The sequence below is a fragment of the Roseofilum reptotaenium CS-1145 genome, assembly GCF_028330985.1.
Taxonomy (GTDB): Bacteria; Cyanobacteriota; Cyanobacteriia; order Cyanobacteriales; family Desertifilaceae; genus Roseofilum; species Roseofilum reptotaenium.
Genome location: NZ_JAQMUE010000064.1, coordinates 1 through 23808, shown reverse-complemented (window position 1 = coordinate 23808; position 23808 = coordinate 1). Strand labels below are relative to the sequence as shown.

24 protein-coding genes are annotated in these 23808 nt (G+C 44.0%); 10 read left to right on the top strand and 14 right to left on the bottom strand.

Annotation, left to right across the window (positions count from 1 at the left end; all coding sequences use genetic code 11):
* Positions 1–4 precede the first annotated feature (4 nt).
* On the bottom strand, positions 5–523 hold the full coding sequence (locus PN466_RS10245) for a hypothetical protein (RefSeq protein WP_271939347.1): 519 nt from the start codon (positions 521–523) through the stop codon (positions 5–7).
* Positions 524–708: 185 nt separating this feature from the next.
* Between PN466_RS10245 and PN466_RS10240 the strand changes: the two genes are divergently transcribed.
* From PN466_RS10240 to arsC, 6 genes are all read left to right on the top strand, one after another.
* Positions 709–2151, top strand: a complete 1443-nt coding sequence (locus PN466_RS10240) for a CHASE3 domain-containing protein (RefSeq protein WP_271939345.1) — start codon at positions 709–711, stop codon at positions 2149–2151.
* Between the two features lie 170 nt (positions 2152–2321).
* Positions 2322–2921 carry a LemA family protein gene (locus tag PN466_RS10235; RefSeq protein WP_271939344.1) on the top strand — a complete coding sequence of 200 codons (600 nt, stop codon included), beginning with the start codon at positions 2322–2324 and terminating at the stop codon, positions 2919–2921.
* Positions 2922–2927: 6 nt separating this feature from the next.
* Complete coding sequence (locus PN466_RS10230) at positions 2928–4865, top strand: M48 family metallopeptidase (protein WP_271939342.1); 1938 nt, start codon at positions 2928–2930, stop codon at positions 4863–4865.
* 250 nt (positions 4866–5115) lie between these two features.
* Positions 5116–6144: a PstS family phosphate ABC transporter substrate-binding protein gene (locus tag PN466_RS10225; RefSeq protein ID WP_271939341.1), complete on the top strand. Its 1029-nt coding sequence runs from the start codon at positions 5116–5118 to the stop codon at positions 6142–6144.
* A gap of 6 nt (positions 6145–6150) precedes the next feature.
* Positions 6151–6822 (top strand): MIP/aquaporin family protein, encoded by a 672-nt coding sequence (locus PN466_RS10220; protein WP_271939339.1) that lies wholly within the window; start codon positions 6151–6153, stop codon positions 6820–6822.
* Between the two features lie 155 nt (positions 6823–6977).
* The gene (gene arsC, locus PN466_RS10215) at positions 6978–7394 is read left to right on the top strand and encodes an arsenate reductase, glutathione/glutaredoxin type (protein WP_271939337.1); all 417 of its coding nucleotides are present in this window, start codon (positions 6978–6980) and stop codon (positions 7392–7394) included.
* A gap of 131 nt (positions 7395–7525) precedes the next feature.
* Here the strand turns inward: arsC and PN466_RS10210 are convergent, their stop codons facing one another.
* The gene (locus PN466_RS10210; protein ID WP_271939335.1) at positions 7526–8503 is read right to left on the bottom strand and encodes an SDR family NAD(P)-dependent oxidoreductase; all 978 of its coding nucleotides are present in this window, start codon (positions 8501–8503) and stop codon (positions 7526–7528) included.
* A gap of 190 nt (positions 8504–8693) precedes the next feature.
* Between PN466_RS10210 and ilvA the strand changes: the two genes are divergently transcribed.
* Positions 8694–10205 carry a threonine ammonia-lyase, biosynthetic gene (gene ilvA, locus PN466_RS10205; protein ID WP_271939333.1) on the top strand — a complete coding sequence of 504 codons (1512 nt, stop codon included), beginning with the start codon at positions 8694–8696 and terminating at the stop codon, positions 10203–10205.
* Positions 10206–10315: 110 nt separating this feature from the next.
* Here the strand turns inward: ilvA and PN466_RS10200 are convergent, their stop codons facing one another.
* From PN466_RS10200 to PN466_RS10185, 4 genes are all read right to left on the bottom strand, one after another.
* Positions 10316–11128: an SDR family NAD(P)-dependent oxidoreductase gene (locus PN466_RS10200; RefSeq protein ID WP_271939331.1), complete on the bottom strand. Its 813-nt coding sequence runs from the start codon at positions 11126–11128 to the stop codon at positions 10316–10318.
* Positions 11129–11192: 64 nt separating this feature from the next.
* Positions 11193–11633, bottom strand: coding sequence for a hypothetical protein (locus tag PN466_RS10195; RefSeq protein WP_271939330.1), 441 nt, complete (start codon positions 11631–11633; stop codon positions 11193–11195).
* A 20-nt stretch (positions 11634–11653) separates the two neighbouring features.
* Positions 11654–11875 carry a hypothetical protein gene (locus tag PN466_RS10190; protein WP_271939329.1) on the bottom strand — a complete coding sequence of 74 codons (222 nt, stop codon included), beginning with the start codon at positions 11873–11875 and terminating at the stop codon, positions 11654–11656.
* Between the two features lie 76 nt (positions 11876–11951).
* Positions 11952–14804, bottom strand: a complete 2853-nt coding sequence (locus PN466_RS10185) for a CHAT domain-containing protein (protein ID WP_271939326.1) — start codon at positions 14802–14804, stop codon at positions 11952–11954.
* Positions 14805–15192: 388 nt separating this feature from the next.
* Here PN466_RS10185 and PN466_RS10180 point away from each other — a divergent pair, with 388 nt between their 5' ends.
* A complete protein-coding gene (locus PN466_RS10180) occupies positions 15193–16275 on the top strand; it encodes a DUF4114 domain-containing protein (RefSeq protein ID WP_271939325.1) in 1083 nt (360 codons plus the stop codon).
* A gap of 108 nt (positions 16276–16383) precedes the next feature.
* Here PN466_RS10180 and tsaB read toward each other — a convergent pair whose 3' ends face one another.
* From tsaB to PN466_RS10145, 7 genes are all read right to left on the bottom strand, one after another.
* The gene (gene tsaB, locus PN466_RS10175; RefSeq protein ID WP_271939324.1) at positions 16384–16983 is read right to left on the bottom strand and encodes a tRNA (adenosine(37)-N6)-threonylcarbamoyltransferase complex dimerization subunit type 1 TsaB; all 600 of its coding nucleotides are present in this window, start codon (positions 16981–16983) and stop codon (positions 16384–16386) included.
* A gap of 447 nt (positions 16984–17430) precedes the next feature.
* Complete coding sequence (locus PN466_RS10170) at positions 17431–17706, bottom strand: AbrB/MazE/SpoVT family DNA-binding domain-containing protein (protein ID WP_271939323.1); 276 nt, start codon at positions 17704–17706, stop codon at positions 17431–17433.
* 9 nt (positions 17707–17715) lie between these two features.
* A complete protein-coding gene (locus tag PN466_RS10165) occupies positions 17716–18111 on the bottom strand; it encodes a toxin-antitoxin system TumE family protein (RefSeq protein WP_271939321.1) in 396 nt (131 codons plus the stop codon).
* On the bottom strand, positions 18101–18391 hold the full coding sequence (locus tag PN466_RS10160; RefSeq protein WP_271939319.1) for a hypothetical protein: 291 nt from the start codon (positions 18389–18391) through the stop codon (positions 18101–18103). Before PN466_RS10160 ends, PN466_RS10165 begins: the two co-directional genes overlap by 11 nt.
* 213 nt (positions 18392–18604) lie before the next feature.
* Positions 18605–19864 carry an AAA family ATPase gene (locus PN466_RS10155; RefSeq protein WP_271939317.1) on the bottom strand — a complete coding sequence of 420 codons (1260 nt, stop codon included), beginning with the start codon at positions 19862–19864 and terminating at the stop codon, positions 18605–18607.
* Between the two features lie 40 nt (positions 19865–19904).
* The gene (locus tag PN466_RS10150) at positions 19905–20489 is read right to left on the bottom strand and encodes an RNA 2'-phosphotransferase (protein ID WP_271939314.1); all 585 of its coding nucleotides are present in this window, start codon (positions 20487–20489) and stop codon (positions 19905–19907) included.
* A gap of 114 nt (positions 20490–20603) precedes the next feature.
* Positions 20604–21008: a TMEM165/GDT1 family protein gene (locus tag PN466_RS10145; protein WP_271939312.1), complete on the bottom strand. Its 405-nt coding sequence runs from the start codon at positions 21006–21008 to the stop codon at positions 20604–20606.
* 107 nt (positions 21009–21115) lie between these two features.
* Between PN466_RS10145 and PN466_RS10140 the strand changes: the two genes are divergently transcribed.
* Both PN466_RS10140 and PN466_RS10135 read left to right on the top strand, forming a co-directional pair.
* Positions 21116–22021 (top strand): S-methyl-5'-thioadenosine phosphorylase, encoded by a 906-nt coding sequence (locus tag PN466_RS10140; RefSeq protein WP_271939311.1) that lies wholly within the window; start codon positions 21116–21118, stop codon positions 22019–22021.
* Between the two features lie 149 nt (positions 22022–22170).
* Positions 22171–23373, top strand: a complete 1203-nt coding sequence (locus PN466_RS10135; RefSeq protein WP_271939310.1) for a hypothetical protein — start codon at positions 22171–22173, stop codon at positions 23371–23373.
* Positions 23374–23427: 54 nt separating this feature from the next.
* Here the strand turns inward: PN466_RS10135 and PN466_RS10130 are convergent, their stop codons facing one another.
* Positions 23428–23610, bottom strand: a complete 183-nt coding sequence (locus tag PN466_RS10130) for a hypothetical protein (RefSeq protein ID WP_271939309.1) — start codon at positions 23608–23610, stop codon at positions 23428–23430.
* Between the last annotated feature and the right edge of the window lie 198 nt (positions 23611–23808).

Below are 23808 nucleotides of genomic sequence, written 5' to 3'. Positions count from 1 at the left end.
AACATTAACACTTCCAAGTTAATGTATTCGGATCGAACTGACACACTTTAGGAAATTCAGTCTCCATAGAAATAGAAGGCAACGTCGAACCATCCGGAAGAATAGGGAGACGAGAAGGGCAATGATCCAGAGTTTGCTCAATCCGATTAGCTTGAGTTTGAGCAATCCTAGCAATATCCACCCAAGTATTGAGAAAATTCACCACTTGATTGGGTGAAGAAGGCAATGTAGGAGTATACGAATTATTTCTGTTTAAAGCATTAACCTGAGCTTGAATTTGGGGAATCCGATCGATCCATTGGCCTAAATAATTAGCATAGTCTTGGGGATTATCAGAAGTCGGTGGACAAGTCCGGGTGAAAACCTCTGTCGTTTGCAGCAAGATATTGAACACAGGACAAATTTGGTTATCCCGGCAGGAAAACCCTAGGGTTTGCGCTGAGGCTGAAGGGTTAAAGATTAGGCTGCTTAAGGTTAGACTGCCGAGGGTAAGAAACCAAGCCGGTTTGGGTATGGGCAACATTTGAGTATTCTCCAAATTAAATCCATCACTGTTAGGTATAATGACACATCCTTTTTAATTGATACTTTGATTTTAACGGGTACAGATGGCGATCGGGTAAAATAGAGTTGGATCTTTTTATTCAGATATATGATTAATATATACGCTTACGCAGGTAAATCCGAAAACATTAAAGTTTTTGTTCGATGAATATTAAGCAAGTTTTAGTTATTGGCTTTGGAATCATTCTCAGTACTGTTGGGGTTAGCACTATTGTCTCAGTTTATATGCAAGGGTTTTTACGGGATACTGAGGATTGGGTCGTCCATACTTACGATGTTCAACTGCGACTAAAAGGGATTGAGAAAAGTCTCGTCGATGCAGAAACTGGTCAAAGGGGATTTATCTATACTGATGACGAAACTTTTTTAGAACCCTACAAACTGGCCACTCAAACGTTAAGTACAAACTTTGATATCTTAGAAGATCTGATTTCTGACAACTCAGAGCAAGTCATTAATCTACAAAATATCAGAAATATCTCTCAAGAAAAACTAGATGAACTAGCGCAAACCATTCAACTCAAAAGAGACGATCAAGAAGAGGAACTGTTGCGTTTAGTGAAATCAAAAAAAGGCAAAATAATTATGGATTTAATCCGAGCGGATCTAGAGAATATGATCGATATTGAAAATCAAATTCTTGATGAAAGGTTAAAACAGTTATCTATTGCTTATCAACTTATTGATTTACTCCATGTAGGAACTTTAGTTATTGTCCTACTGATGGGGGTTGCGACTATTATTTGGATGAATAAAATTGCAGTAGATCCGATCAGTAAAATATCGAATAACATTGCCAATTCTTCAAGTCAAATTTCTAGGAGTATTGAAGAACAGGAGAAAATTGCTCAACAACGAGCGATTTTTATCAATGACACAACTACAACTGCTAATGAATTGGGGGTATCTTACACTCAGTCAGCAGAGCAGTCAGAGCTGGCAAATACGTCAGCTCAAGAAACACTCACCATATTAGAAACAGGTAAAAATGCTGTGGAGAACATTCGCCTAGAAGTGATAAATGTTCAGGAACAGGTGGAACTAATGGCCAATAAAATCATGGAATTGACTAAGCAAATCGATCAAATTGGCGAGGTTTCGGATGTGGTTCGCAGTATTGCCGATCAAACGAATATGTTGGCGTTAAATGCTTCTGTGGAAGCGGTAAGAGCTGGAGATAGTGGGAAGGGCTTTTCCGTCATTGCTGTCGAAATTCGTAAGCTGGCCGATCAAAGTCGAGAATCTACGGTCAACATCAATGATTTGGTTATAGAAATTCAAAAAGCTATTCATGGAACAACTCAAATTACTCAACAAGGTAAAGAGAGTGTGAAAAGTTGTTTTAGAATTGCTCAGAACACAACCCAGACGTTTGAACATGTGAACAATTCAGTTACAAATGTAGTTCATAGTAACCAGCAAATTACCTTGAACTTAAAACAACAGCTAATTGCGGTCGAACAGCTTATTGAGTCGATTACTAGCATCAATGCTGGGGCAAAGGATAATGCCAATTCTATGACACAGATTAGTGAGGGTATCCAACAGTTGAATGGTGTGGCATTGGAGTTGAAGAAAATTGTTTAAACGGACTGCTTCGTAAGCTATGGCGAGAGTGCGAAGTGCCATATCACTTTGAGAACGAACAGAGGAAATTATGGGAGGATCTCGACTAGATTGACGCGATCGCTATTTACCCTAGGCAAAGAGTATGTTATCTGTAGTATAATTAAGCCATATTAAAGGGTTGTCAGGTTATGGTAAGAATACTCCTAACCCTAGCGGTTCTAGGGACGTTGGTGGCACTTCTCGCGTCCATCGTCATTGGCTCATATAATTCTTTAGTTAAGTTACGCAATCGATATAAGAATGCTTTTGCCCAGATTGATGTGCAGTTGCGCCGCCGTTATGATTTGATTCCCAATTTGGTGGAAGCGGTGAAGGGGTACATGAAGCACGAGCGGGAAACCTTAGACACTGTGATTCAAGCTAGAAACGCGGCGGTAAGTGCCACATCCCAAGCTTCTCAAGCACCAGGCGATCCGACTGCGATGCAGACGTTGGGCAATGCAGAGGCAACACTGACGGGATCGTTGGGGCGGTTGTTTGCCCTAGCCGAAGCCTACCCAGATCTGAAGGCAGATCAAAATATGGCTCAGTTGATGGAAGAATTGCGATCGACGGAAAATAAAATTGCCTTTGCTCGCCAGGCGTTTAACGATGGGGTGACGCTCTACAATACCAAGCGTGAGGAATTCCCCAGTAATACGATCGCCAATTTGTTTAATTTTCGGGCAGCACAGTTGCTCAAAGAAACCGATCCCAATGTCAAGAATGCGCCAACTATTTCGTTTTAGAAAACGATGAACTTTTTTGAGCATCAAGAGCAGGCACAGCGGAAAACCGTTTATCTGGTTTTCCTATTTGCGATCGCCATTATCAGCATGATTTTGGCAATCTATGCTGTGGTAGCGATCGTTATCTACATAGAATCGCAAACCGGGCAATGGCTCTTTTCTCCAGAGATCTTATCAATCGTTGCCTTCAATGTATTGCTCATTGTCGGGTTGGGTAGTGGCACAAAAATCCTTCAGTTGCGAGGTGGAGGTAAAGTCGTTGCCTCTAGTCTGGGTGCGCGTTTGGTTCATCCGGGCACTCACGATAAATTGGAGCGACAACTACTCAATGTCGTTGAAGAAATGGCGATCGCCTCCGGAAACTCCATTCCTCCCGTCTACATCATGGATCGTGAATCCGGTATCAACGCCTTTGCTGCCGGGTTTACCGTTAATGATGCCATCATTGGCGTAACCAAAGGCTGCTTAACAGAACTGGAGCGGGATGAACTTCAAGGCGTAATTGCCCATGAATTTAGCCATATTATTTATGGCGATATGCGCCTCAATTTATATCTGATAGGAGTCCTCCAGGGGATTTTATTGATTCACATTATAGGGCGACAAATATTATACATGATTTCTAATGGCCCTAGAGTGAATCGAAAAAAGCAAGGTCTCATCATTATTGCCAGTATCGCCATTTTAGCTATTGGATATATCGGCTTTATCTGCGGACGAATGATTAAAAGCGCCATCTCTCGTCAGCGAGAATTTTTAGCCGATGCTTCTGCCGTCCAATTAACCCGCAATCCCCAGGGACTTGCCAACGCTCTGCGTAAAATTGGAGACTTAAGAGACGGATCTCAAATCAGAACTCCCAGAGCCGAAGAAGCCAGTCATTTATTTTTTGGAGAAGCCATCAGCAGCTTTGATAGCCGCCTCTTTGCCACCCATCCCCCCCTGACAGAGCGGATTGAACGCTTGGAAAATTTGCCCGCGGGCACATTACAAGGGGATGTTCCCCCACCCGCACAGGAACGAACCGCCGCTCTAGAATCACCAGAGACTCCAGGAATTAGTGGATTGCAAGGTGGATTGCAAGGTGGATTGCAAAGTGGATTGCAAGAGACAACCATCCATGTCGATCTAGCATCAATTGTAGAGGAGATTGGCAACACGGACAGCGCCCATCTCAACTATGCCCAATCCTTGCTGGGGCAACTGCCAGAACGGATCAAAACAGCACTCACAGGCGATCGCGGTTGTCGGGCAATAATTTATGGACTATTCTTAAACTCACAAAACAGAGAGATTAGGCAGAAACAAATTGCCCACCTAAAAGCCACCGAACCTTCAGAAATCCTCAATCGTCTTTGGCAGATTGTTGTCTGTTTTGAACACTTAAACCCTCGCTACCGTTTACCTTTAATTGATTTAACCATTCCCGTACTCAGACATCTGTCAACTGACCATTATCAACATTTAAGTCAACAACTGCAAACCCTGATTAATACTGGCGGAAAATTATCCTTATCAGAATACACTCTACAAGCCGTTTTATTCCATCGTCTCGCGCCCCATTTCCATCCTTACCATCCCTCAAAACCCCCATCTACCAATGAAACTTGGAACGATTGCCTGGTCGTTTTGTCAGGATTAGCTAAGGTGGGACATAAGGATAAGCAAAAAGCTATTGAGGCATTTCAATCTGGATTGCAGCGACTCCGTGGTGCGTCTAGCAAAACGCTTCCTAATCAACTAAGTCCGGTGAATCTGAGCAGTATTCGTAGAAGTCTTAAAAGACTGATGAACACAACACCAAAAGTAAAACAGCGCATTGTAGATGCTTGTGCTCATACCGTTTTATACGATCGCGAAGTCAATCTTAAACAAGCTGAATTGTTACGCACAATTATCATTCTTTTAGATTGCCCCATTCCTCCATTTTTGGAAACGCTATGAGGTTTTTAAACAAGGAGTCAGCAATTCCTCCTTACTTTACCCATGACCCATTCTCGACCAGAACATTTCAGGTTTAGGACAGTAGAATACTTGATGTTACAGAGAATGTGGAAACGTTAATATTTATAAGGATCATGAAACAGAATTTAACATTTGTTTTTTAACGACAAATTAACCATACCTTAACTTGACATTGGACCATTTTTTGAAATGATGAAAAGTGGGTATCCAACGGTAGAGTGGGGGAATTATGCAATTTTTTATTAAAACAGTTAAACCCTTCCTAGGGTTCTGTATATTAGCTCTGGCTGCTACCTCCTTATTAAATGGGTGTCAATCCTCTAACCCTCAATCTTATCAACCCATTAATATTGATGGTTCAAGTACGGTTTATCCGATTACTAAAACGGCTGCCGATCGCTTTAACGAAACCCAGAGTGTTCCCGTAGAGGTAACTGTAGGATTTTCGGGGACAGGGGGAGGCTTTAGGAAATTTTGTGCAGGAGAAACAGAAGTTAATAATGCCTCTAGACCCATTAGTTTATCGGAAATGGAAGCTTGCAAACAGGCAAAAGTCTCTTATATTGAGCTTCCTATCGCTTTTGATGCCATTACTGTTGTGATTAATCCCCAAAATAATTGGCTTCAAAACATTACGATTGATGAATTACGAAAGATTTGGCAACCGGAAGCCCAACAGAAAATTACTCGGTGGAATCAAATTCGATCGTCTTGGCCGAATGCTCCTTTGAAATTGTATGGGCCGGGGACAGATTCGGGAACCTATGATTATTTCACTGAAGCAGTCACGGGGAGTGCTGGATCGAGCCGCAGTGATTATATTGCTAGTGAAGATGATAGGTTGCTTGAGCAACAAGTTAGTTCAGATGTCAATAGTTTGGGCTATTTTGGATTAGCGTATTACGAACAAAATAAAGATGAGTTAAAAGCCCTGAGTGTCGATAGTGGTCAGGGCCCAGTTTTTCCATCTAGGGAAACAGTGGAGAAAAGTGAATATCAGCCTCTAGCTCGTCCTTTGTTTATCTATATTAATCTGACGGCAGCTCAAAACAACCCAGCCATGAGAGAGTTTGTATACTACTTTTTAGAACAAGCCCCAGGAATTGCTGAGGAAGTGGGTTATGTGCCTCTACCAGAAGAAGCTTATCATATTAATGAAGTGACCTATAATCAAGGGGAAGTAGGCACGGTTTTTGAAGGTCAATCTCAGTTTGGCCTCTCTATTTCCGAGCTTATGCGTAAGCAAGCTAAGTATTAATTGAAGATGACCAAAATAACCCCTTATTGGCGGGAATCATTAACTGAAGGATTAGGCACATTTATTCTTGTTTTTGCTGGCACAGGTGCAGTTATGGTTAATGACATAACTGGGGGTACGTTAACCCATTTAGGGGTTAGTTTTGTCTTCGGTGCAGTGGTTGCGGCAATGATTTATGCCACGGGCCATATTAGTGAGGCCCATATTAATCCAGCGGTGACTTTGGGCTTTTGGACAATGGGATCGTTTCCGGGAAAAAAGGTCTTACCCTATGTCATCAGTCAATGTTTGGGGGCGATCGCCGCATCCTGTGTATTACGCTATACCATCGGTCTCGTTGCCGATCTGGGAGCCACCCAGCCCCTAAACGGTAATGCAATGCAATCGCTGGTCTTAGAAACCATTCTCACCTTTATCTTGATGTTCGTAATTTTAGGTTCCGGTTTAGACCGTCGCGCTCATCCGGGGTTTGCAGGAGTGGCGATCGGCTTAACCGTGGGGTTAGAAGCCGCGTTTATGGGGCCGATTACCGGTGCAAGCATGAATCCCGCGCGATCTCTCGGCCCCGCTTTTGTTTCTGGTCTCTGGGACTACCAAGGAATCTACTGGATCGCTCCCATTGTTGGGGCCCAACTTGCGGTCATTGTCTATCGCACTCTCTCTCCCAAATATGATTAACTGAGGGATACAAACTTTTCTCTGCTCCAAGGTGCATTAATGACCGTTTTTAACAATAGCTAGAACAGCGAAAAGCTTGACCCAGTCTATTGTTTTCTCTCTCTATCTCCCCATCACCTTATCCCCCTATCAGAACGCAAGGCGCTGTATTCATCATGAAAAAAGTCATGTTTGTCTGTAAAAGAAACTCCTGTCGTTCCCAAATGGCAGAAGGATTTGCTCGCACTCTAGGCAACGAGAAAATTCAAGTGACCAGTTGTGGTTTAGAAGCTTCTCGAGTCCATCCCACAGCTATTGAAATTATGCAAGAAATAGGCATTGATATTACCGATCAAACCTCGAATCCCATTAGTGAATTCCAAGCTGAAGATTATGATGCTGTCATTTCCCTCTGTGGCTGTGGAGTTAACTTACCCCAAGATTGGGTTTTGCAAGAGATTTTTGAAGATTGGCAACTCGACGATCCCGATGGTCAACCTCTAGAAACTTTTCGACGAGTGCGTGGGGAAATTAAGGAACGAGTAGAAGGATTAATGGCTAAATTATACAGCACTTCGCGCGGTAATGGGTAATCGGTAATAGGAAAACCATTTTTCAGGCTTTTCATGGGAAGGCACTCTCAAGGAAAATTTCGATTACTGTACCTCATAACATCAAAAAGTGTTGTAAATTCCCAATTACAAACATTATTAGGAATTGGGAATTAAGCTTGAGGAGATTTGAGTACTCCAGACATCAAGATCCACCAGGGAACATAGATATTGGGAACCCAAGTAGAATAATCGCGTAATTGGGGGAGAATCATCGGTAAAATAAACTGTAAAGACCGCAAAGATGCGGGTTGATTGCCCTCTCGATCTACTACACCATAGCGTCGGGCTTGTTCAGCAACAATTTGTACTTTTCCCGTGCGTTTTATGATCTGAGAATCAGCAGCTAAACCGGCAATCACGCGGCCAGTTAATAAGGGAGTTTCCCAGTTAAAACCATCGGCAAACGGATTACCTCTTTCTGGTAGTATTTCGCTTGATGCTTGCTCTTGGGCAAATTGGGTGAATTTTTCTGTACCTACAATTCCTGGCCAAATGGAGAGGGAGGTAATGTTATGGGGTTTAAGTTCTAAAGCTAATTCTAGCGCCAGGCGATCGCACGCCATTTTACCCACCCCATACAGCACCCCAAATATCGGCAACAATCCCCCCCAAGAGGATAGAGTACAGATGAGTCCCTGTTTCCGAGGAACCATCATCCTTGCCGCATACACGCTGGCGATATAATGTCCCCGCAGTCCTACTTGGTTCACCCGATCCCACAAATTGGGTTCTAACTCCCAAAAGGGTTCACCATAGGTTTCCTTAAGCATAGAGACAGCAGAATAAGCATTGTTCACCAATAGATCCAACTGTCCATTTTGTTCATCAGCGATACGCTCAAATAACAGGCGCACCTGCTCATCTTCACCATGATCCACTTGTACGGGAATACCTAACCCACCTGCTGCTTCAAGTTCTTTTTGGGTTTCTTCTAAACTCCCCATGCCTTCCTCGGAAGTATGCAGAGTTCTGCCAGTAATATAAACCGTTGCGCCAGCTTCGGCTAATCCGATAGCAATACCTTTTCCTAATCCACGAGATGCTCCCGTAACTAGGGCAATTTTCCCCTCAAGTGGTTTGGATGTCATTGTTTAGAGAACCTCTCAATAATTAATAATTAATAGTTAATAATTAAATACTTTTTTTCCACCAACGGCCAATAGGGAAACTGTGGGCTATCCTAAAAATCTTAACCCTTGTTGCCACTTTTGCCCAGAGAATCGGAACGTGATAAAGTGAAATATTCTACCCTTACCCTCCAGCCCGTGTCCCAAATCCATGTTTTGTGATTATCTTGTCCAAATTCTCACCGCTCGCGTGTATGATGTTGCCCAAGAAACGCCCCTAGAAGTGGCGAAAAACCTTTCTCGGCGATTGGGGAATCGCTTGCTGCTGAAACGGGAAGATATGCAATCCGTATTTTCGTTTAAGCTGCGGGGGGCTTACAACCGAATGGCAAAACTGCCTCCAGAGCAGTTAGCGCAAGGGGTGATTGCTTCTTCTGCGGGGAATCATGCTCAAGGGGTTGCCCTGGCTGCACGACATTTGGGAACTCGTGCGTTAATTGTGATGCCGGTGACTACACCCCAGGTGAAAGTGGACGCAGTGCGATCGCACGGTGGAGAAGTTGTATTATATGGTGAAACCTACGATGAAGCCTATGGTCATGCCCGCGAACTCGAAGCCCAGAAAGGGTTAACATTTATTCATCCCTTTAACGATCCGGATGTGATTGCTGGACAAGGAACCATTGGCATGGAAATTTTACGCCAATATCAGCAACCGATTCATGCAATTTTTGTAGCGATTGGTGGCGGTGGTCTCATTTCTGGCATTGGCGCTTACGTGAAACGCCTGCATCCAGAAACTAAAATTATTGGGGTAGAACCGGTGGATTCCGATGCCATGAATCAATCTTTGAAAGCCGGGAAGCGGGTGAGATTACCGCAGGTGGGCTTATTTGCCGATGGGGTAGCGGTGCGGGAAGTGGGAGAAGAAACCTTCCGCCTCTGTCAAGAATATGTGGATGAAATTATTGTGGTGGAAACCGATGATACTTGTGCCGCCATCAAAGATATGTTTGAAGATACCCGCTCTATTGTAGAACCAGCGGGAGCATTGGCGATCGCCGGCGCTAAAGCCTATGTAGAACGCGAAAATATCCAAGGACAAACCCTCGTTGCTGTTGCCTGTGGTGCCAATATGAACTTCGATCGCCTGCGGTTTGTTGCCGAGCGAGCTGAGTTTGGAGAACGCCGAGAAGCCATTTTTGCCGTCACCATTCCCGAAAAACCCGGAAGTTTGCGCCGCTTCTGTGACTGTTTAGGTACACGTAACCTAACTGAATTTAACTATCGCATCGCCGATCGCACTTCTGCCCATATCTTTGTCGGCGTGCAAATCAAAGACCGTGAAGATGCTGCTAAAATCGCCAAAACCTTTCAAGAGAGAGGGTTTAAAACCCTAGAATTAACCGATGATGAACTGGCAAAAATGCATCTGCGGCATATGGTTGGTGGGCGCTCTGCCCTAGCGGAACATGAATTATTATACCGCTTTGAATTTCCCGAACGCCCTGGCGCACTGATGAAATTTGTCGCCTCGATGAGTCCCAACTGGAATATTAGCCTCTTCCACTATCGCAATAACGGCGCAGACTATGGGCGTATTGTCGTGGGAATGCAAGTCCCGCCCCAAGAAATGGCAGAATGGCAAGCGTTTTTAGAAACTTTAGGCTATCACTATTGGGACGAAAACAATAATCCTGCCTATAAATTATTCTTAGCTTGATGAAGTTATAGCGCTGCGTGCTAGGGAATAGGGAATGGGGAATAGGTTTCAGTATGGAACGCTGTCCTAACCGACTCTTTCTCTGCTCTAGCGCTTTATTCAGGGTTCATTCAACCTTGAGAAATTTTCTGCGTTAATCGCTGAGTCAGCCACTCTAATAGGGCGGGTGAATAGCGCTTAATTACATGAATCGCTTTAGCCGTTGGATCGGGAAAAACTGCGGCTCGATTCTTGAGAATTCCTTCGAGAACATTGGCAATCACCATTGCTGGATTCGTGGCTTCACTTTCGGGGAAACCAGGAACTGTTGTCGCTAGAGTGCCATAGCGGGGCGATCGCAGAATTGGAGTTCGGCTAAAATAGGGATATACCGCCGTAACCTTGATATTGTAGGGTTTCAACTCATCTCGCAGACCCTCACTAAAGCCGCGCAAGCCAAATTTACTGGTGGCATAATGGGTTAACCCCCCTGGCGCACACCAACCGGCAACCGAGGAAATATTGACAATATGCCCGGTTTTGCGTTCAATCATTTCCGGTAAAAATTGGGTCGTTAAGCGCATGGGAGTAATCAAATTCAACTCCATCAGTTGTTCCCATTTTTGGGTCGGGATTTCATCAATGCGCCCAAATAGGGCAATACCCGCATTATTAATCAGAATATCAATCGGCTGATTGAGCGCTTTGACCTGTTGATAAAGATCCTCACATCCCGCCCTAGAGGTAAGATCGGTCTCTAGAGTAGCAAGAATTCGATCGCTCGAGTGAAGATCCAGGGTTTCCAGTGTTTTGGCGATCGCCTTTTGATCGATATCTGTTAGAATTAATCGGCTTTCTGCCTTCACCAGTTGTTTGATAAACTCCTGACCAAATCCTCCCGATGCACCAGTCAGTAATATCGTTGCGTTTTTCAGTTCAGTCATGTTTGGAAGAGAGGGAATAGGGAATAGGGAAAACCCAGTTTTACTCAATCAATTATTAATTGACCTAGGCTTTAGAAACTAAAAGTCCACCGACAATCACTAAAATTGCGCCCACACTGAGTTTAAGTGGATCGACTGTTTTCCATTCCAGAAAGATGATTAAAGCTAACACTACCGTAATTAAAGTATTCATGTTGTAGAGGGGAACCAGCTTAGACAGGGGAGCTTGATATTTGATTAACCCCAGGGCTACAAACCCCGTTCCTAAGCCCCACAGTAGGCCAAGCATAGAGGATGAAATCATTGCACCAGTTGACGGTAGGGGGGCAGGTAAGACTTGCTGCATGATGGCTCCCACCAGACTCACCATGACACCAATGCAGATCAAATGAGCGCCTACCGGCATTCCCGCAGTAGTGCTGACTTTCGCAAATATCCCGGCAACACCATACAAAAGTGCCGGAACGAGTCCACCAATAATTAATCCGAGTTGTTGGGGTGACATATAGGGTAGGGTGAGCGCAATTATTCTTCTAGTTGATTACGATAGAGCGATCGCACCAAATTATCTAGCTTCTCATCTGAGCAACACTCAATCACGGCAGCAAACCCATCCACTAACTTAGCCGCCGTCTCACCCAACGTGGGACTCATATCCCAAACATCCCTCGCCCAATCTTCAGGAATTTGATCGTCAAAAATCAAGCGCTCTAATAGTTGTCGGTTCTCAGATTTAGGCACTTTCATGGATATAGCACTACACGCTGGTAATCAATAATAAGATTATGGTAGCAGCGCATACCCATTTTTAATTGTTTAATTTTTAATTGGGATCGTTTCCTTCTCCCACTAAGGTAAAAGCCGCCCAAGCGTTAGGATTAGGAAATGTTTCCATGGTGGTTAACATGGCTTGACGCAAAGCTGCCGCTCGATTATTCGTTTTCGGTAGTTCCCGATAAAAAGCTTGCATCAACTCGGAGGTGGGAGCATCGGGAACTGCCCACAAGGAGACCAATACGCTAGGAGTTCCAGCCGCAATTAAAGAGCGCGATAAGCCAATAATCCCATCTCCAGTAATCTCTCCTCGTCCCGTATTACAAGCACTGAGAACGACCAACTGAGCGGTTAAATTCAGATCCAGGATTTCCTCGGAGGTGAGCCATCCATCCGTCGCACGAGTGTTTCCAGTAGAGGTAAAGGCTAAGGCTCCAGGAGTCCGAAATCCTAACACTTCCAGTTCATCCAATAACCCATGGGTGGCTAAATGAATTAAAGAGGCTTTTTCCATCTGCTCGGTAATCTTCTCCTCGGTTGCTTCGGTTCCAATGAGGGCTTCAGTGCCCAGTAAATCGGCGATGACAAGGGCTTCGGCTTCGGCTCCGGGGAGGGGGGAAAGGGGTTCTGGTTCGGCTTCTAGAGACTCGGCTAGGCTGGGCATTTGCGGGTTGCCGACGACTAATGCACGGGTGAGATCTGAAGATAACTGCCTAGCCCGTTGGCGAGCGAGTCCCAAAACTTGAATGGAAGGAGCAGTGAGTAAGGTATGCTTCTCGATTAGATATACGCCCTGTTCATCTTGTAATGCGGGAAAGGGAACTAAAAATAAACTGCCGTGCGGTATGAAAATCACTGGTTCTTGGGGAGTGCTGGGCAGTAAATCGACAATGGGTTCAATCAGGAGTTCGTAGCTTTTCTTTAAACGACGATTAACGCGCCGTTTCTGGGTGTGGGTACTCGGTTCTAGCTGGTTGTCTTGTACTCCGGAGCGGGTGGCTTGTACCCACTGATTTACTCCCCGTTGAATGCCGCGACTTCTGCCGGTGACTGCGGCAACGCGGGTACGTTCGGCGGCATCTTCTAGGGTAATCCCTAAGTCTTCTAAGTTTTGCGATCGCAACTCAATCAGTCCATTGGGCTTAATTACCCATATATATAGAGTGTCTCCCACAATGGAATATTGCACGAGCGTGGCTTGCTGTTCCTGAGCAATGCGACGAATTTTCGCTAATGAGGGTGGATCGGGAGTATCAAAGATTTCTGAAGGCTTGCCACTTAATCGAGCGGCGAGTAATTCCACAAATGCCCTGGCTCTGGATCGTTCAGCAATTTCTAGAGCAGCTTCAGCTTGCTCTTCAGCAATTAGTGCTTGTTGTAATTGTTCGTAAGTGGTTACTTGGGTTTCAAACAGAGATACTTTATCCCCATCCCGTAACCCAGGGCGCAGAGATTCCCAAAGGGTAATCGCTTCTTGCAGTGGGGGAATAGCACGGCGATAATCCTCTTGACTGATATAGAGTGCGCCAATTTGATTGAGAATTATACCCGATCCGGCGCGATCGCCAATTTGTTTCCGTATTTCTAACGCCTGGCGATAATAATCTAAAGCCGTTGGCATTTCTCCTTGAGAGCTAGCAACTTCACCCAAATGGGTTAAGCTATTGGCTATGACCGCGCGATCGCCCCTTTGTTGTCCTAACTCAAGCGCCTGATTGAGAAAAGATTGAGCCTCTTGCACCTGTCCCAAATAGTTATAGGTAATGCCAATTTGATCGAAGGTATTACCCAGTCCAAAGTCTTTCCCTTCATAGCCATCCGGGAGCAAGTTGTAATATTTTAAGGCCGTCTGTGCAGACTTCAGCGCCTCTTGATGCTCTCCCATCTTATTCTGCACCCGCGCCAAAGCGTTATACAATTCGCCTTGATCCTTGGGCAGCTCATAGAGTCCTCCTTCCAGAGGAATACCTCCTTGTTCCTGCTCTTTCATATTCTCCAGCGCTGCTTGCAAAGCCGATCGCGCTTGGGGATATTGTCCCAGTTTCTCATAACTATCCGCTAAACTGGTCAGGGATGCTCCAATTCCCGGTAAATCTTGCAAAGACTGACGAATGGTTAACGCTTGGCGACGGATGGTAATTGACTTTGCATATTCGCTCAGTTGGCTATAGATATCCCCCATACGATTCAGACTATCGGCTTCCTTGCGGCGATCGCCACTCTCTTGATAAACTTCCCTAGCCTGGGCAAACGTCACCAACGCTTCCTCAAAGTTCCCCTGTTGATACGCTTGTTCCGCTTGAGCAAAAACATCCAAGGCATCATTACTGAATAAACACACCGTCGCTGGAGTAACCGGGCACTTTTTCTCCACCAACGGGTTATTTTGCAGATCTAAGGCCGTCAATTGGCGTAAATTCGGGAAAGATGGGGGGAGATTGCGGATTTGGTTGCGATCGAGAATTACATAACTGAGATTCACTAAACTCCCTAAAGGTGAAATATTCTCAATTTTATTCCCCGACAATAATAAAAAACTGAGCTGACTTAAATTTCCTAAAGGCGTAATATCTCGAATCTGATTAAAACTCAAATTCAGCCCCTTCAAATGCGTCAAACTCGACAATGGGGCAATATCCTCGATCTCTCGATTTCCTAAATCCAGATTAACCAACTCCCCTAAAACCTGCTGCGCTTCCCCACATTCCGAAGTTTCTGCCATCTTCAATAACACCGAAACTGTATACTTTTGAGCATTAGAAATACTCCGATCCTTGCACCAATCCTCAAAAGAACGAACCCGACCTACGGAAGGGCTACTGACTAGAATGTCGCTCCAGATATAAGTGCCCAGAACCGTAGATAATAGAACTAAAAAAACTTTTTTGAACGTATAACCCATAATCATCCTCTCTATTGATGTCAATTCTCCATAAATACCGCAAGATTTACCCCATCTTCAAAATAGCTTTGCTCAAAATTCAGTCAAAATCTGAAGGGATGAAACAGATGCTAATGAAGCGCTAATTCCCTTGAAAGTCGCGATCGCAGCAACCTTTCGTCCATTAAGCATGAATACTGAGCCACATAGAATCTTCATAATTGAGAGGCTCAAAATTCAGTTAAGCTCCCGAAGACAAACCCTTATAGTCGATCCTAAACTGGATTGTAATAGCCAAATTGCTCAGGGTTGCGCGGAAGAAACACAACAATTGCACTGTTCTTCAAATCTTATTCAAATTCTTCCCTACAAAATTAATTTTACTTCACACAGAAACGGAGCTTACTTTATGAAACTCAACCCCACTCTCGCCCTCGCTGCTGCAACCGCTACCGGTTTATTATCTGCCACCTCTGCCTATGGTTTTAACCTAAAGACCGATCGCCAAGATTTGTTTGACACCTTTAACTCAAGAGTCAGGCAGGAATCCTTACGACTCGATGATGCTTCTGCAAGTATGCTGCAACTCGACCCAGAAACCCTACGTTGGACAGGAGGAGCAGATTCAGTTGATGTTTTCTTTATCAATGAAGGCGCTTGGTATCGGAATCAATTGTTATTCTCTGCCAATGGTGAAGACGCGCAAATGATTTTTGATGATATTGCTTCCACAGAGAGCATTATGAATGAGGATCAAGCTGACCTCGATCGCTATCAGAGAGAACTGGACTCTCTCACCAAGACGAGATCAGACCTAGAGCAAAGTGTTGCCACTCGCGTTGCTTCCCTCAAAGCTCAGAAAGCTCAACTCGAACAAAACAAAGCTAATACCCCCTCTAATCAATGGTGGGTTTTGAACCGATATAATCGCGACCTTGATAAAGTCAATGAAGAACTCAACTGGTTAGCTTCGGCTACAGAACAAGATGTTGCTGATAAAATAACCAGTTTGACGAATACGATTAACTGGAAAACTGACTTTCTAAATAGAGAGAAAACTCTGGGTAACAATGGACTCGGTGCAATGAGTTTAGGGGATGGAGTCAGCTTAGGAACCTTTGAGGGAGAAACTTCACTCAATTTCATGATTAGAGCCAATGGCGCACGTAACCCGAATGGTCACATCTTTGGCGCTCAAGCTGCATTGAACGGTGATGAACTCCAGCATGTGATTGCCTATGAGTATGAGTATTTTAATCAGCTCACCAACGAAAACGAAAATTGGGTACTCATGGGATTTGAAGATATCTGGGGAGTCCACAAGGATGAGGGTGGCTCTTCTGACCGAGATTTCAATGATGTAGTGATTGCCGTTCGCGGAGTTACTGGAGAAGCAATGGTTTCAGTTCCTGAACCTTCCAGCACTGCCGCCGTTTTGGGATTAGCTGCATTAGGGATGACCGGTTTGCGTAAAAGCAAGAAAGAGGTTTAATCTGAAACCCATCTAAAAATTAGACCCTAAAAAGATTCAGAGATAGATATGGGGGTGAACGGCTGTTCACCCCTACAGATGTTTTAAATACCGCTATATTTCTCTAGATTACTGCACTGGATGTTGTCCGTAAAAAGGGAGGGCATCAACCCAACTGTGCCGTTCTCCTTCTTCCCATCCTAAGTGTGCCAACTCTAACACGCTAATGACCGTTTGACCCAAATCCGATGGGTTTTGAATTAAAGGATATGAATGCTGCTCCAACGTCTTTTCCCATCCTTCAGGGGTAAACACTTGATCCGGAATGAGGGGGATAATGGGATAGGTGTTAACCTGATAAATGGCACCAAACCGCTGCCCTCGTTGCGCAGGCATTTCTACAGCTATGACTGGATGTTGCTCTCGGTGAAACCAGGCGACAGCAGCTAGGGAAGAAATAGCAAACAAGGGTAAATGAAGCTGTTGGGCCAGGGTACGAGCCGTGACCATACCTAGGCGAGTCCCGGTAAAGCCACCAGGGCCTTTGGCGACAGCTAACCAGCTTAAGTCTTGCCAATTTAAGGGTTCAATGAACGTTCCGAGTAAATGGTGTAGTTGGTTAGAGGTTTCATGGCCGAGGTTCCAGGTTTGGAAGCGGGTATTTCCGGTTTGGTCTTGGAGAGCTAAACCGAGTTGGGGGCTAGTGGTATGGAAGGCTAAACTAAACATAGAGTCGTTGAGATAGTTTTTTCATTGGATTCGTGTTCCTGTCCGCTTGCGGAAACCGGAAATACCCTATATTCATTAAACCCTAATCAATAATCAATTTCAGAACAGTAACCACCTGTTCCACAAATTCAGCAGAAAGTATTTCCCCCGTATTCCGCCACCACCGCGAACTTAAATCCACGATACGCAACTGTTCCGCAATCACCGACCCCTTAATTCGATAAGGGTCAGGAATGGGGATTAAGGTTTGAATTTCTGGTTTAACCGTACTGGTAACACTCTTTCGTTCTCATTCTGGATCATAGAAAATTTTGGGCCTGAAACCCCGTCCTAGAAGGACGGCTTTATTTCTTATTGTTAAAGTAGAGGAGTATGTGCCGAAAAGCGAATATCAAGCCTTCGGTATTAATCCCTTGAAAACTAGGGTTAGGGGGTTCTGAGAGGATGTTAAAGAAGCTCATTGCCCTTGGTTTCATTCCTAACAAAATCTGCAACGTCATCAGGATAAGTAAACTCTGGCGGAATGCTTGCTAATAGATCATCAAGGCTAGGTGGAGAAGACTTTTTACGAATGAGTAGCCCCTCTTCTATTTCTAGAATTTCTACCACCGAAGTTTTATCTAAACCCCAATTCACTGCCAATTGATGGGGAATCTGTAAACCCAAATTATGCCCCATTTGTGTAAGCCCAGTTCCATAGCGATTGTCTTCAGAGTAAGACAAAACTTTATTCTAACACCCATCACTCATCAAAAGTGTTTCGATTTCCTTCAAAACATCTCCTATAGTTGGAGCGCTTGAACTCACCACATTCTCTTCACTACCATCATGTTTATGATGGGGAAAATTAGAAAGATTGAGTTGTCGATGATGGTCAGTGTTGTCATAACGAAAAATAATTGATTTTGCTGGATTCATATATTGATAGCTATACATTTTCCTGTCAATTCTAGTTTCAACATAAACAAATTCTCGTAAATGGAGTAATGAATGATCGGTAAATTGAATTTGACCTCGTATAAATCCTTCATAAATTCCCCTTTTGTCCCAATCTATGTGACAGGACAGAACCGAGCAAAGTTGATCGATTAAATCTTGAATCTCCTGAACATAATCTTCAATTAACAAAATAAACGTCCTCTAACATTTCTTTCGTAGTTTGTAAATGTTCTAGCATTCGAGATTCTCCCACCCATTCATCAAAGTCAAAGCTATGAGCCAATTCATTATCATTAAAACGTTTGATAAATTCTTCTGTTGAAAGTTGATACTGATTTTCAAACACTTTAATCCGTTCTTGGGTTTGCTCAATACCCTTTTCAACACTTCGTAACCTTTCAGATAAAGCCGTTTCAATAATTTTCTTTAGCAAATCAGGAGATTTTGAAAAAATTTTAAGTTCTGTCATATTTTACTCATTACTCATTACTTACAGCATTTTTCTCTGCTATGAGGTACATTAATGACTGTTTTTAGCGATAGCTAGAACAGCTAAAAGCTCCACCGAGTCTTTTGTTTGCTCCCTCTATCCCCCCATCACAGCGCTTTGCGCTGTAAGTTTTGAAGGATTCAAGACTGTACTCAATTGCCTTTTGCCTTTTGCCTGACTTCTGTAAGAAATCTAGGAGACAAAATGATGGGTAAAGTGATGCATCAGATCGATTCGACCTTTACGGAGCATAGCGCGATCGAGTCGTTCTGTGGTATTGCAGGTCATCATTACCACGAGGCGTTGTTGTAGTTGAATCCCGTCTTCATCAATGACACTTTGATAGAGGGTTCCATCTAATAAACTCAAGATATGTTCGGTTTTGGTGTTGTCTTGCTTGGCGGTTACAGCACGGTCTTGAGCAAGGTTATCTGCTTCGTTAATGACCAGACAAATTTTTTCGAGGTAGGTGGGAGGGACAAAGTTTTCTACGGCATCATGATCGAGAATGAAAATCACGTATCCTAGGGGCATGAGAATTTCTTTGGCTACAGCTTGTGTCCATGCGGTTTTCCCGGTTCCGGGTTCACCATGGACAAGGATAGCCAATTGTTTTTGGTCGAGGATGCTTTGTTGTACGCGGTCAGTAAATCCTTGAATGTCAGAGGGAAAGGTGCGGATAGGAAAGTGACTTTGCACTTGTCCGACTCGACTTTGATAGCCACTGAGCATCACGGCAAGGTTATAGGTGGCTTTATTGACAAGGGGGGCAATATTGTCGGCAATCAGGGTATAGCGCCGTTTCCCTCGTCCCAGGTTTTCGATTTGTAGCCATACTTTAGCGTTTTCCCAGCATGCATAGACGGTTCCTAGGATTTCTAGACGCTCCCAAAAGTCTTTGGAGGATTGGCTAGAGGAGGAGTTGATGCCGGTTTTTTGGCTAAAGCGATTGATGGGATAGTAGAAATAGCGGTCAAGATAGTATTGGGTAATTACGTTGGGTTGGTCGAGGACAGCAAGGATTTTGAAGACGGTGATTTCTTGTAGACGGTTGAGGACAAAATCAATGGGAATGCGATCGCGACTTACCGATTGTACTACAGGGGTTTCCGTCATGAGTACGTCTTTATAGCGATAGTCGGGAAACGGGGGTTGGGGGGTAATATAGTCCCAATATTCTTCTAGGTTATAGCGCGTGTTTTCAGAAAAGAGATTAAAAACATTAGCCCACCAAGCATATTGGTTGCGACCTAGAGCATCAGCCAGGTCACTGATAGCGCCCATGGTTTTGTTGTTGAGTTCCCAAAAGTCATTGGCCAGCAAATAGGAAAAATGCTCCCAATCAAATTGACGATTTAAGGGTCGCCAGCCACTGCTTAATAAGCCTCGACTTTGAGCTTGGTTGTTATAGTTCGGAGAGCTTTGAGGATAATCGAAATAAAAAGAGTCCATAGTTTACGAGTAAAAAAGGCGTTTTCTCAAGAATCAACCGTTACACGGTTATCAGCTTCGGCTTCTCTTTCTTGGGGTTGGGGATAATTTTGAGATACTCTGGTGGTACACTGTCTACTAACCACACCCCATTCTCCGACTGGTAAAAGCAATAGCCTTGATCGTGCAGGGTTTGGGCTGCAATTTCTAAGACAATGGGTTTACCTCGCCGTTGACCAACTTGGATCGCGGTTGCTATCTCTGAGGACAGATGAACGTGATGCCTGGACTGTTTGAGTAGTCCTTGTTTGAGAATCGATCGGATGGCTTTCTGGTAAGTGCCATGGTAGAGGATGTCCGGCGGTTCTATCGGCTCTAGTTGTAAGTCAATGGGATAGCTATGACCTTGATTGGCACGAATTTTGGTCTGGGTTTCGTTAAAAGAAAATCGTTTTTTATCATTCGTTTTGACGACTTCCTCTAATTCTAGAAAAGAGACGGGAAATTGGTTGTTTTGACAAGCTTTGAGCAGTTGATTCACCTCTACCCAGCCTCCCGATTCTAGGGTTAATCCAATCCGTTCAGGTTGATGACGCAGATGTTTACTCAGATATTTACTGATCTTAATTAAACGTTTTGGAGTCATGAATCTTCAAATAGAGGAGCCTCTTATCATACTACACTATAATACAAACTTAAGGACTGACTTGTCAATTTCGGCGATTACCTTCCTTCTTTTTATTAACCCTTCTCTCTTCGCTTAAATCTGTAACATATCCCACAACAAAGCCACGGAAATAACCAACAAAACCCCTCCAGCCAAGGTATCGAGCAAACGGGGAGTCAGATGGGAGGCTAACCATTGACCTAACCAAACCCCTAGGAAACTGGTTAAAACTAAAGCACTACCCGCACCCAGGAAAACAATCCAAGGAGCATGGGATTCTGCGGTCATCAGCAGGGTTGTAACTTGAGTTTTATCCCCAATCTCGGCTAAGAAAATGGTAATGAACGTAGATAGGAAAATCCGAGTCGCAGGTTGACCGGCTTTGGGGGCAGTTTGTGGTTTTTGTTTTAGGGTATCAGGAGGATTGAGGGTCACAGCGATAAAACTCCGTTTCGCCCTTGGCGAACGCTTATCATAACTTGAACTACAGAGTAACATAAAATGCGCTCCTCCTCTATTGGCGATTGCCTAGCGTAAAGCACTATAAATGATCCAAGTTTGATGATAAGGTAGGTCAGAAGTCCTTTTTTTGACTCTTCTTTTCTATGACTAACTCAACAGAAATTCGCGCTAAAATTGGCATTATTGGTGGCAGTGGACTCTATCAGATGGAATCTCTGCAAAATGTGCAAGAAATCGAAATCGAAACCCCTTTTGGTTCTCCATCGGATGCTCTGATTGTTGGTCAGCTTTCAGGCGCTCAGGTCGTGTTTCTGTCTCGTCATAGTCGAGGTCATCATTTGATGCCCTCCGAAGTCCCTTTTGAAGCCAATATTTATGCGATGAAAAAACTAGGGGTTGAATATCTCATTTCCGCCTCAGCCGTCGGTTCTCTGAAAGCAGAAATAAAACCCCGTGATTTAGTGATTTCCCACCAATTTATTGACCGCACCAAACATCGAACCTCAACCTTCTTCGGCGATGGAATTGTGGCTCATATAGCCTTTGGCCATCCCGTTTGTAACCAATTGAGTCAAGTTCTAGCAGAAGCGATTGGCAGTTTAGACTTACCGGACATTACCCTACATGAAAAGGGTACATATCTGTGCATGGAAGGGCCGGCTTTTTCCACTCAAGCCGAATCTGAACTCTATCGCAGTTGGGGCGCAACAGTCATTGGCATGACCAACATTCCAGAGGCAAAACTGGCGAGAGAAGCAGAAATTGCCTATGCTAGTCTGAATTTAGTCACTGATTATGATTGTTGGCATCCAGATCACGATCATGTGACCGTTGAAATGATTTTGGATAACTTACATCATAACGCGGAAAATGCCCAAAAAGTGATTCAAGAAACTGTACGCAGGCTCCATGAGAATCCTTTCGTTTCTGATGCCCATTCTGCCTTAAAATATGCCATTGTCACTCAACCCGGAGCGATGCCAGAAGCAACACGCAAAAAGTTAGGACTGTTGATCGATAAGTATTTGGGGAACTTTGATGAGGGTTGATCGTCTGCTTTAGGTTGTTATATCATTTCCCTATGAACATGCATTTAAAAATTGGCTGAGAGCCAATTGCCTATCCAGGGTAAATTGATACAAATATTTAAGGATTTGATATTACCCAGGATGTTCAAGATGTCAATTAACCCAAATATATGATCGGTAAACTTTTTGCGTTGGTTAGACAACTGAGAAAATCTGGGCGCTTATCTCGGTGGATCTGGGTATTTTTGGCAACTGTGAGTTTAGCCATTATTTCCCAACCTTCCTTATCTCCCAGTCTTGCCCAAAGTGCTCGGATTACGGAAGCAACGATCGCCGAAATTGTTGGTCAACAGGTGTTGATTAATCGTCGTCTGGTGGGGAGAAACGAGAAAGCGAAGTTAGGGGAACGGATTCAAACGACAGGAGCGAGAGTCGAACTGAAATTGAACACGGGGGCGATCGCCCGCTTGGGAAGCAATTCAGCTCTTGTCCTGGGGAGCCAATGCTTTCAACTCCAACAGGGACAAGTGTTAGTTAATGGAGGCAGTAGTGGATGTACTTCCAGTGTTCAGTCGAACGTCAGGGACGCAACCTATTTACTCGAGAGATTAGAAGAGAATAAAACCCATTATGCCGTTTTAGAGGGAGAAATTGAATTAAGCAATCCTAAATTACCAAATTTAGCCGAAGTTTCTGTGCAGGAAGGGCAAGAAATCATCATTGAGGCGGATGGTCGTTTTAATCCCGTTCAACCTCTGTCCCATACTACCTATGAAGAGATTCTGTTAGGAGAATTAATGAGAGAGTTCTCCACACCTTTACCGAATCTGGTTGAGATCAAACAAACCTTTGAAACCTTATACCCGGATCAACTATTTCCACCCTACCTCGCCCAACTGATTGTCGATAAGTCTTTCCGTTGTCCCTCTAATTTTGTGGCGACTTATTCTCCAGTTCAAACCCAGCAAGATTGGACAACTCAACTGCGTTTATCACGCTTAACTTCGGCTAGACAAGGTGGCTTACTGATTCAACTTAATGTTGTCAATAAACCTCTGACTCGGTATGCGAATGCCGTTTATCAGATCTATGCTTTGCAGGAGAATCGTTGGGTTCCCTTGTATACCAATACTGGAGCAAGATTAATTAATAATCAGAATGGGAGTTTGCCCCCAATGTCTGAAACAATTCCCCTAGAAGCCCTGCGACTGCAAGCATTAGGGGATAACGTGAATGTAGAGAATTTAGAGTTAAAAGCAGTGGTAAAAATTCGCTATGATTTATCAATGGATGAACGGGATCTAAGTCTAGAGATTGAAGAAACCCAGGCTTACCCAGATATTCCGATTAGTAATTGTTTACCGAACAATTAACAATGAATCCCTAAGTAATACAAGCAAGCCTATTGCCTAGCGCTCCGCGCTATCTTAGTATCTTAAGCCACGATACGTGGCTACAGTCAAGGCTAATAAAACGGCTGTCCACACCCATCCAGGGATATCTTCTAGGATGAAAAAAAGAGCAGTTAAGGCCATACCAATTAACCCTAGAAGATAGGCTAGTGCAAAGGTGGCAACGGAAAAGATGACGATCGCAATTATCTCTAACATCTGAGGCCTCCCATATTCTCTCTTATTTTAGCGAAATAGGACACTCTGAGCATACACTTGATATCAAGTCCGTTGAATAAGTTGTGATATAGCAGTGAGTTCACTCCACCCGTAAAAATCGGTTAACCCTCCAATTAATTCTGGCTGTTTCAATAAGGTTTGGCAGCGCTGGTACAACACTTCTTCTAGCTGATCGAG

Excerpts from the sequence above, each read along its gene's own strand:
- PN466_RS10245 (WP_271939347.1), bottom strand. The coding sequence starts at position 523 with ATGTTGCCCATACCCAAACCGGCTTGGTTTCTTACCCTCGGCAGTCTA.
- PN466_RS10240 (WP_271939345.1), top strand. The coding sequence starts at position 709 with ATGAATATTAAGCAAGTTTTAGTTATTGGCTTTGGAATCATTCTCAGT.
- PN466_RS10235 (WP_271939344.1), top strand. The coding sequence starts at position 2,322 with ATGGTAAGAATACTCCTAACCCTAGCGGTTCTAGGGACGTTGGTGGCA.
- PN466_RS10230 (WP_271939342.1), top strand. The coding sequence starts at position 2,928 with ATGAACTTTTTTGAGCATCAAGAGCAGGCACAGCGGAAAACCGTTTAT.
- PN466_RS10225 (WP_271939341.1), top strand. The coding sequence starts at position 5,116 with ATGCAATTTTTTATTAAAACAGTTAAACCCTTCCTAGGGTTCTGTATA.
- PN466_RS10220 (WP_271939339.1), top strand. The coding sequence starts at position 6,151 with ATGACCAAAATAACCCCTTATTGGCGGGAATCATTAACTGAAGGATTA.
- arsC (WP_271939337.1), top strand. The coding sequence starts at position 6,978 with ATGAAAAAAGTCATGTTTGTCTGTAAAAGAAACTCCTGTCGTTCCCAA.
- PN466_RS10210 (WP_271939335.1), bottom strand. The coding sequence starts at position 8,503 with ATGACATCCAAACCACTTGAGGGGAAAATTGCCCTAGTTACGGGAGCA.
- ilvA (WP_271939333.1), top strand. The coding sequence starts at position 8,694 with ATGTTTTGTGATTATCTTGTCCAAATTCTCACCGCTCGCGTGTATGAT.
- PN466_RS10200 (WP_271939331.1), bottom strand. The coding sequence starts at position 11,128 with ATGACTGAACTGAAAAACGCAACGATATTACTGACTGGTGCATCGGGA.
- PN466_RS10195 (WP_271939330.1), bottom strand. The coding sequence starts at position 11,633 with ATGTCACCCCAACAACTCGGATTAATTATTGGTGGACTCGTTCCGGCA.
- PN466_RS10190 (WP_271939329.1), bottom strand. The coding sequence starts at position 11,875 with ATGAAAGTGCCTAAATCTGAGAACCGACAACTATTAGAGCGCTTGATT.
- PN466_RS10185 (WP_271939326.1), bottom strand. The coding sequence starts at position 14,804 with ATGGGTTATACGTTCAAAAAAGTTTTTTTAGTTCTATTATCTACGGTT.
- PN466_RS10180 (WP_271939325.1), top strand. The coding sequence starts at position 15,193 with ATGAAACTCAACCCCACTCTCGCCCTCGCTGCTGCAACCGCTACCGGT.
- tsaB (WP_271939324.1), bottom strand. The coding sequence starts at position 16,983 with ATGTTTAGTTTAGCCTTCCATACCACTAGCCCCCAACTCGGTTTAGCT.
- PN466_RS10160 (WP_271939319.1), bottom strand. The coding sequence starts at position 18,391 with ATGACAGAACTTAAAATTTTTTCAAAATCTCCTGATTTGCTAAAGAAA.
- PN466_RS10155 (WP_271939317.1), bottom strand. The coding sequence starts at position 19,864 with ATGGACTCTTTTTATTTCGATTATCCTCAAAGCTCTCCGAACTATAAC.
- PN466_RS10150 (WP_271939314.1), bottom strand. The coding sequence starts at position 20,489 with ATGACTCCAAAACGTTTAATTAAGATCAGTAAATATCTGAGTAAACAT.
- PN466_RS10145 (WP_271939312.1), bottom strand. The coding sequence starts at position 21,008 with ATGTTACTCTGTAGTTCAAGTTATGATAAGCGTTCGCCAAGGGCGAAA.
- PN466_RS10140 (WP_271939311.1), top strand. The coding sequence starts at position 21,116 with ATGACTAACTCAACAGAAATTCGCGCTAAAATTGGCATTATTGGTGGC.
- PN466_RS10135 (WP_271939310.1), top strand. The coding sequence starts at position 22,171 with ATGATCGGTAAACTTTTTGCGTTGGTTAGACAACTGAGAAAATCTGGG.
- PN466_RS10130 (WP_271939309.1), bottom strand. The coding sequence starts at position 23,610 with ATGTTAGAGATAATTGCGATCGTCATCTTTTCCGTTGCCACCTTTGCA.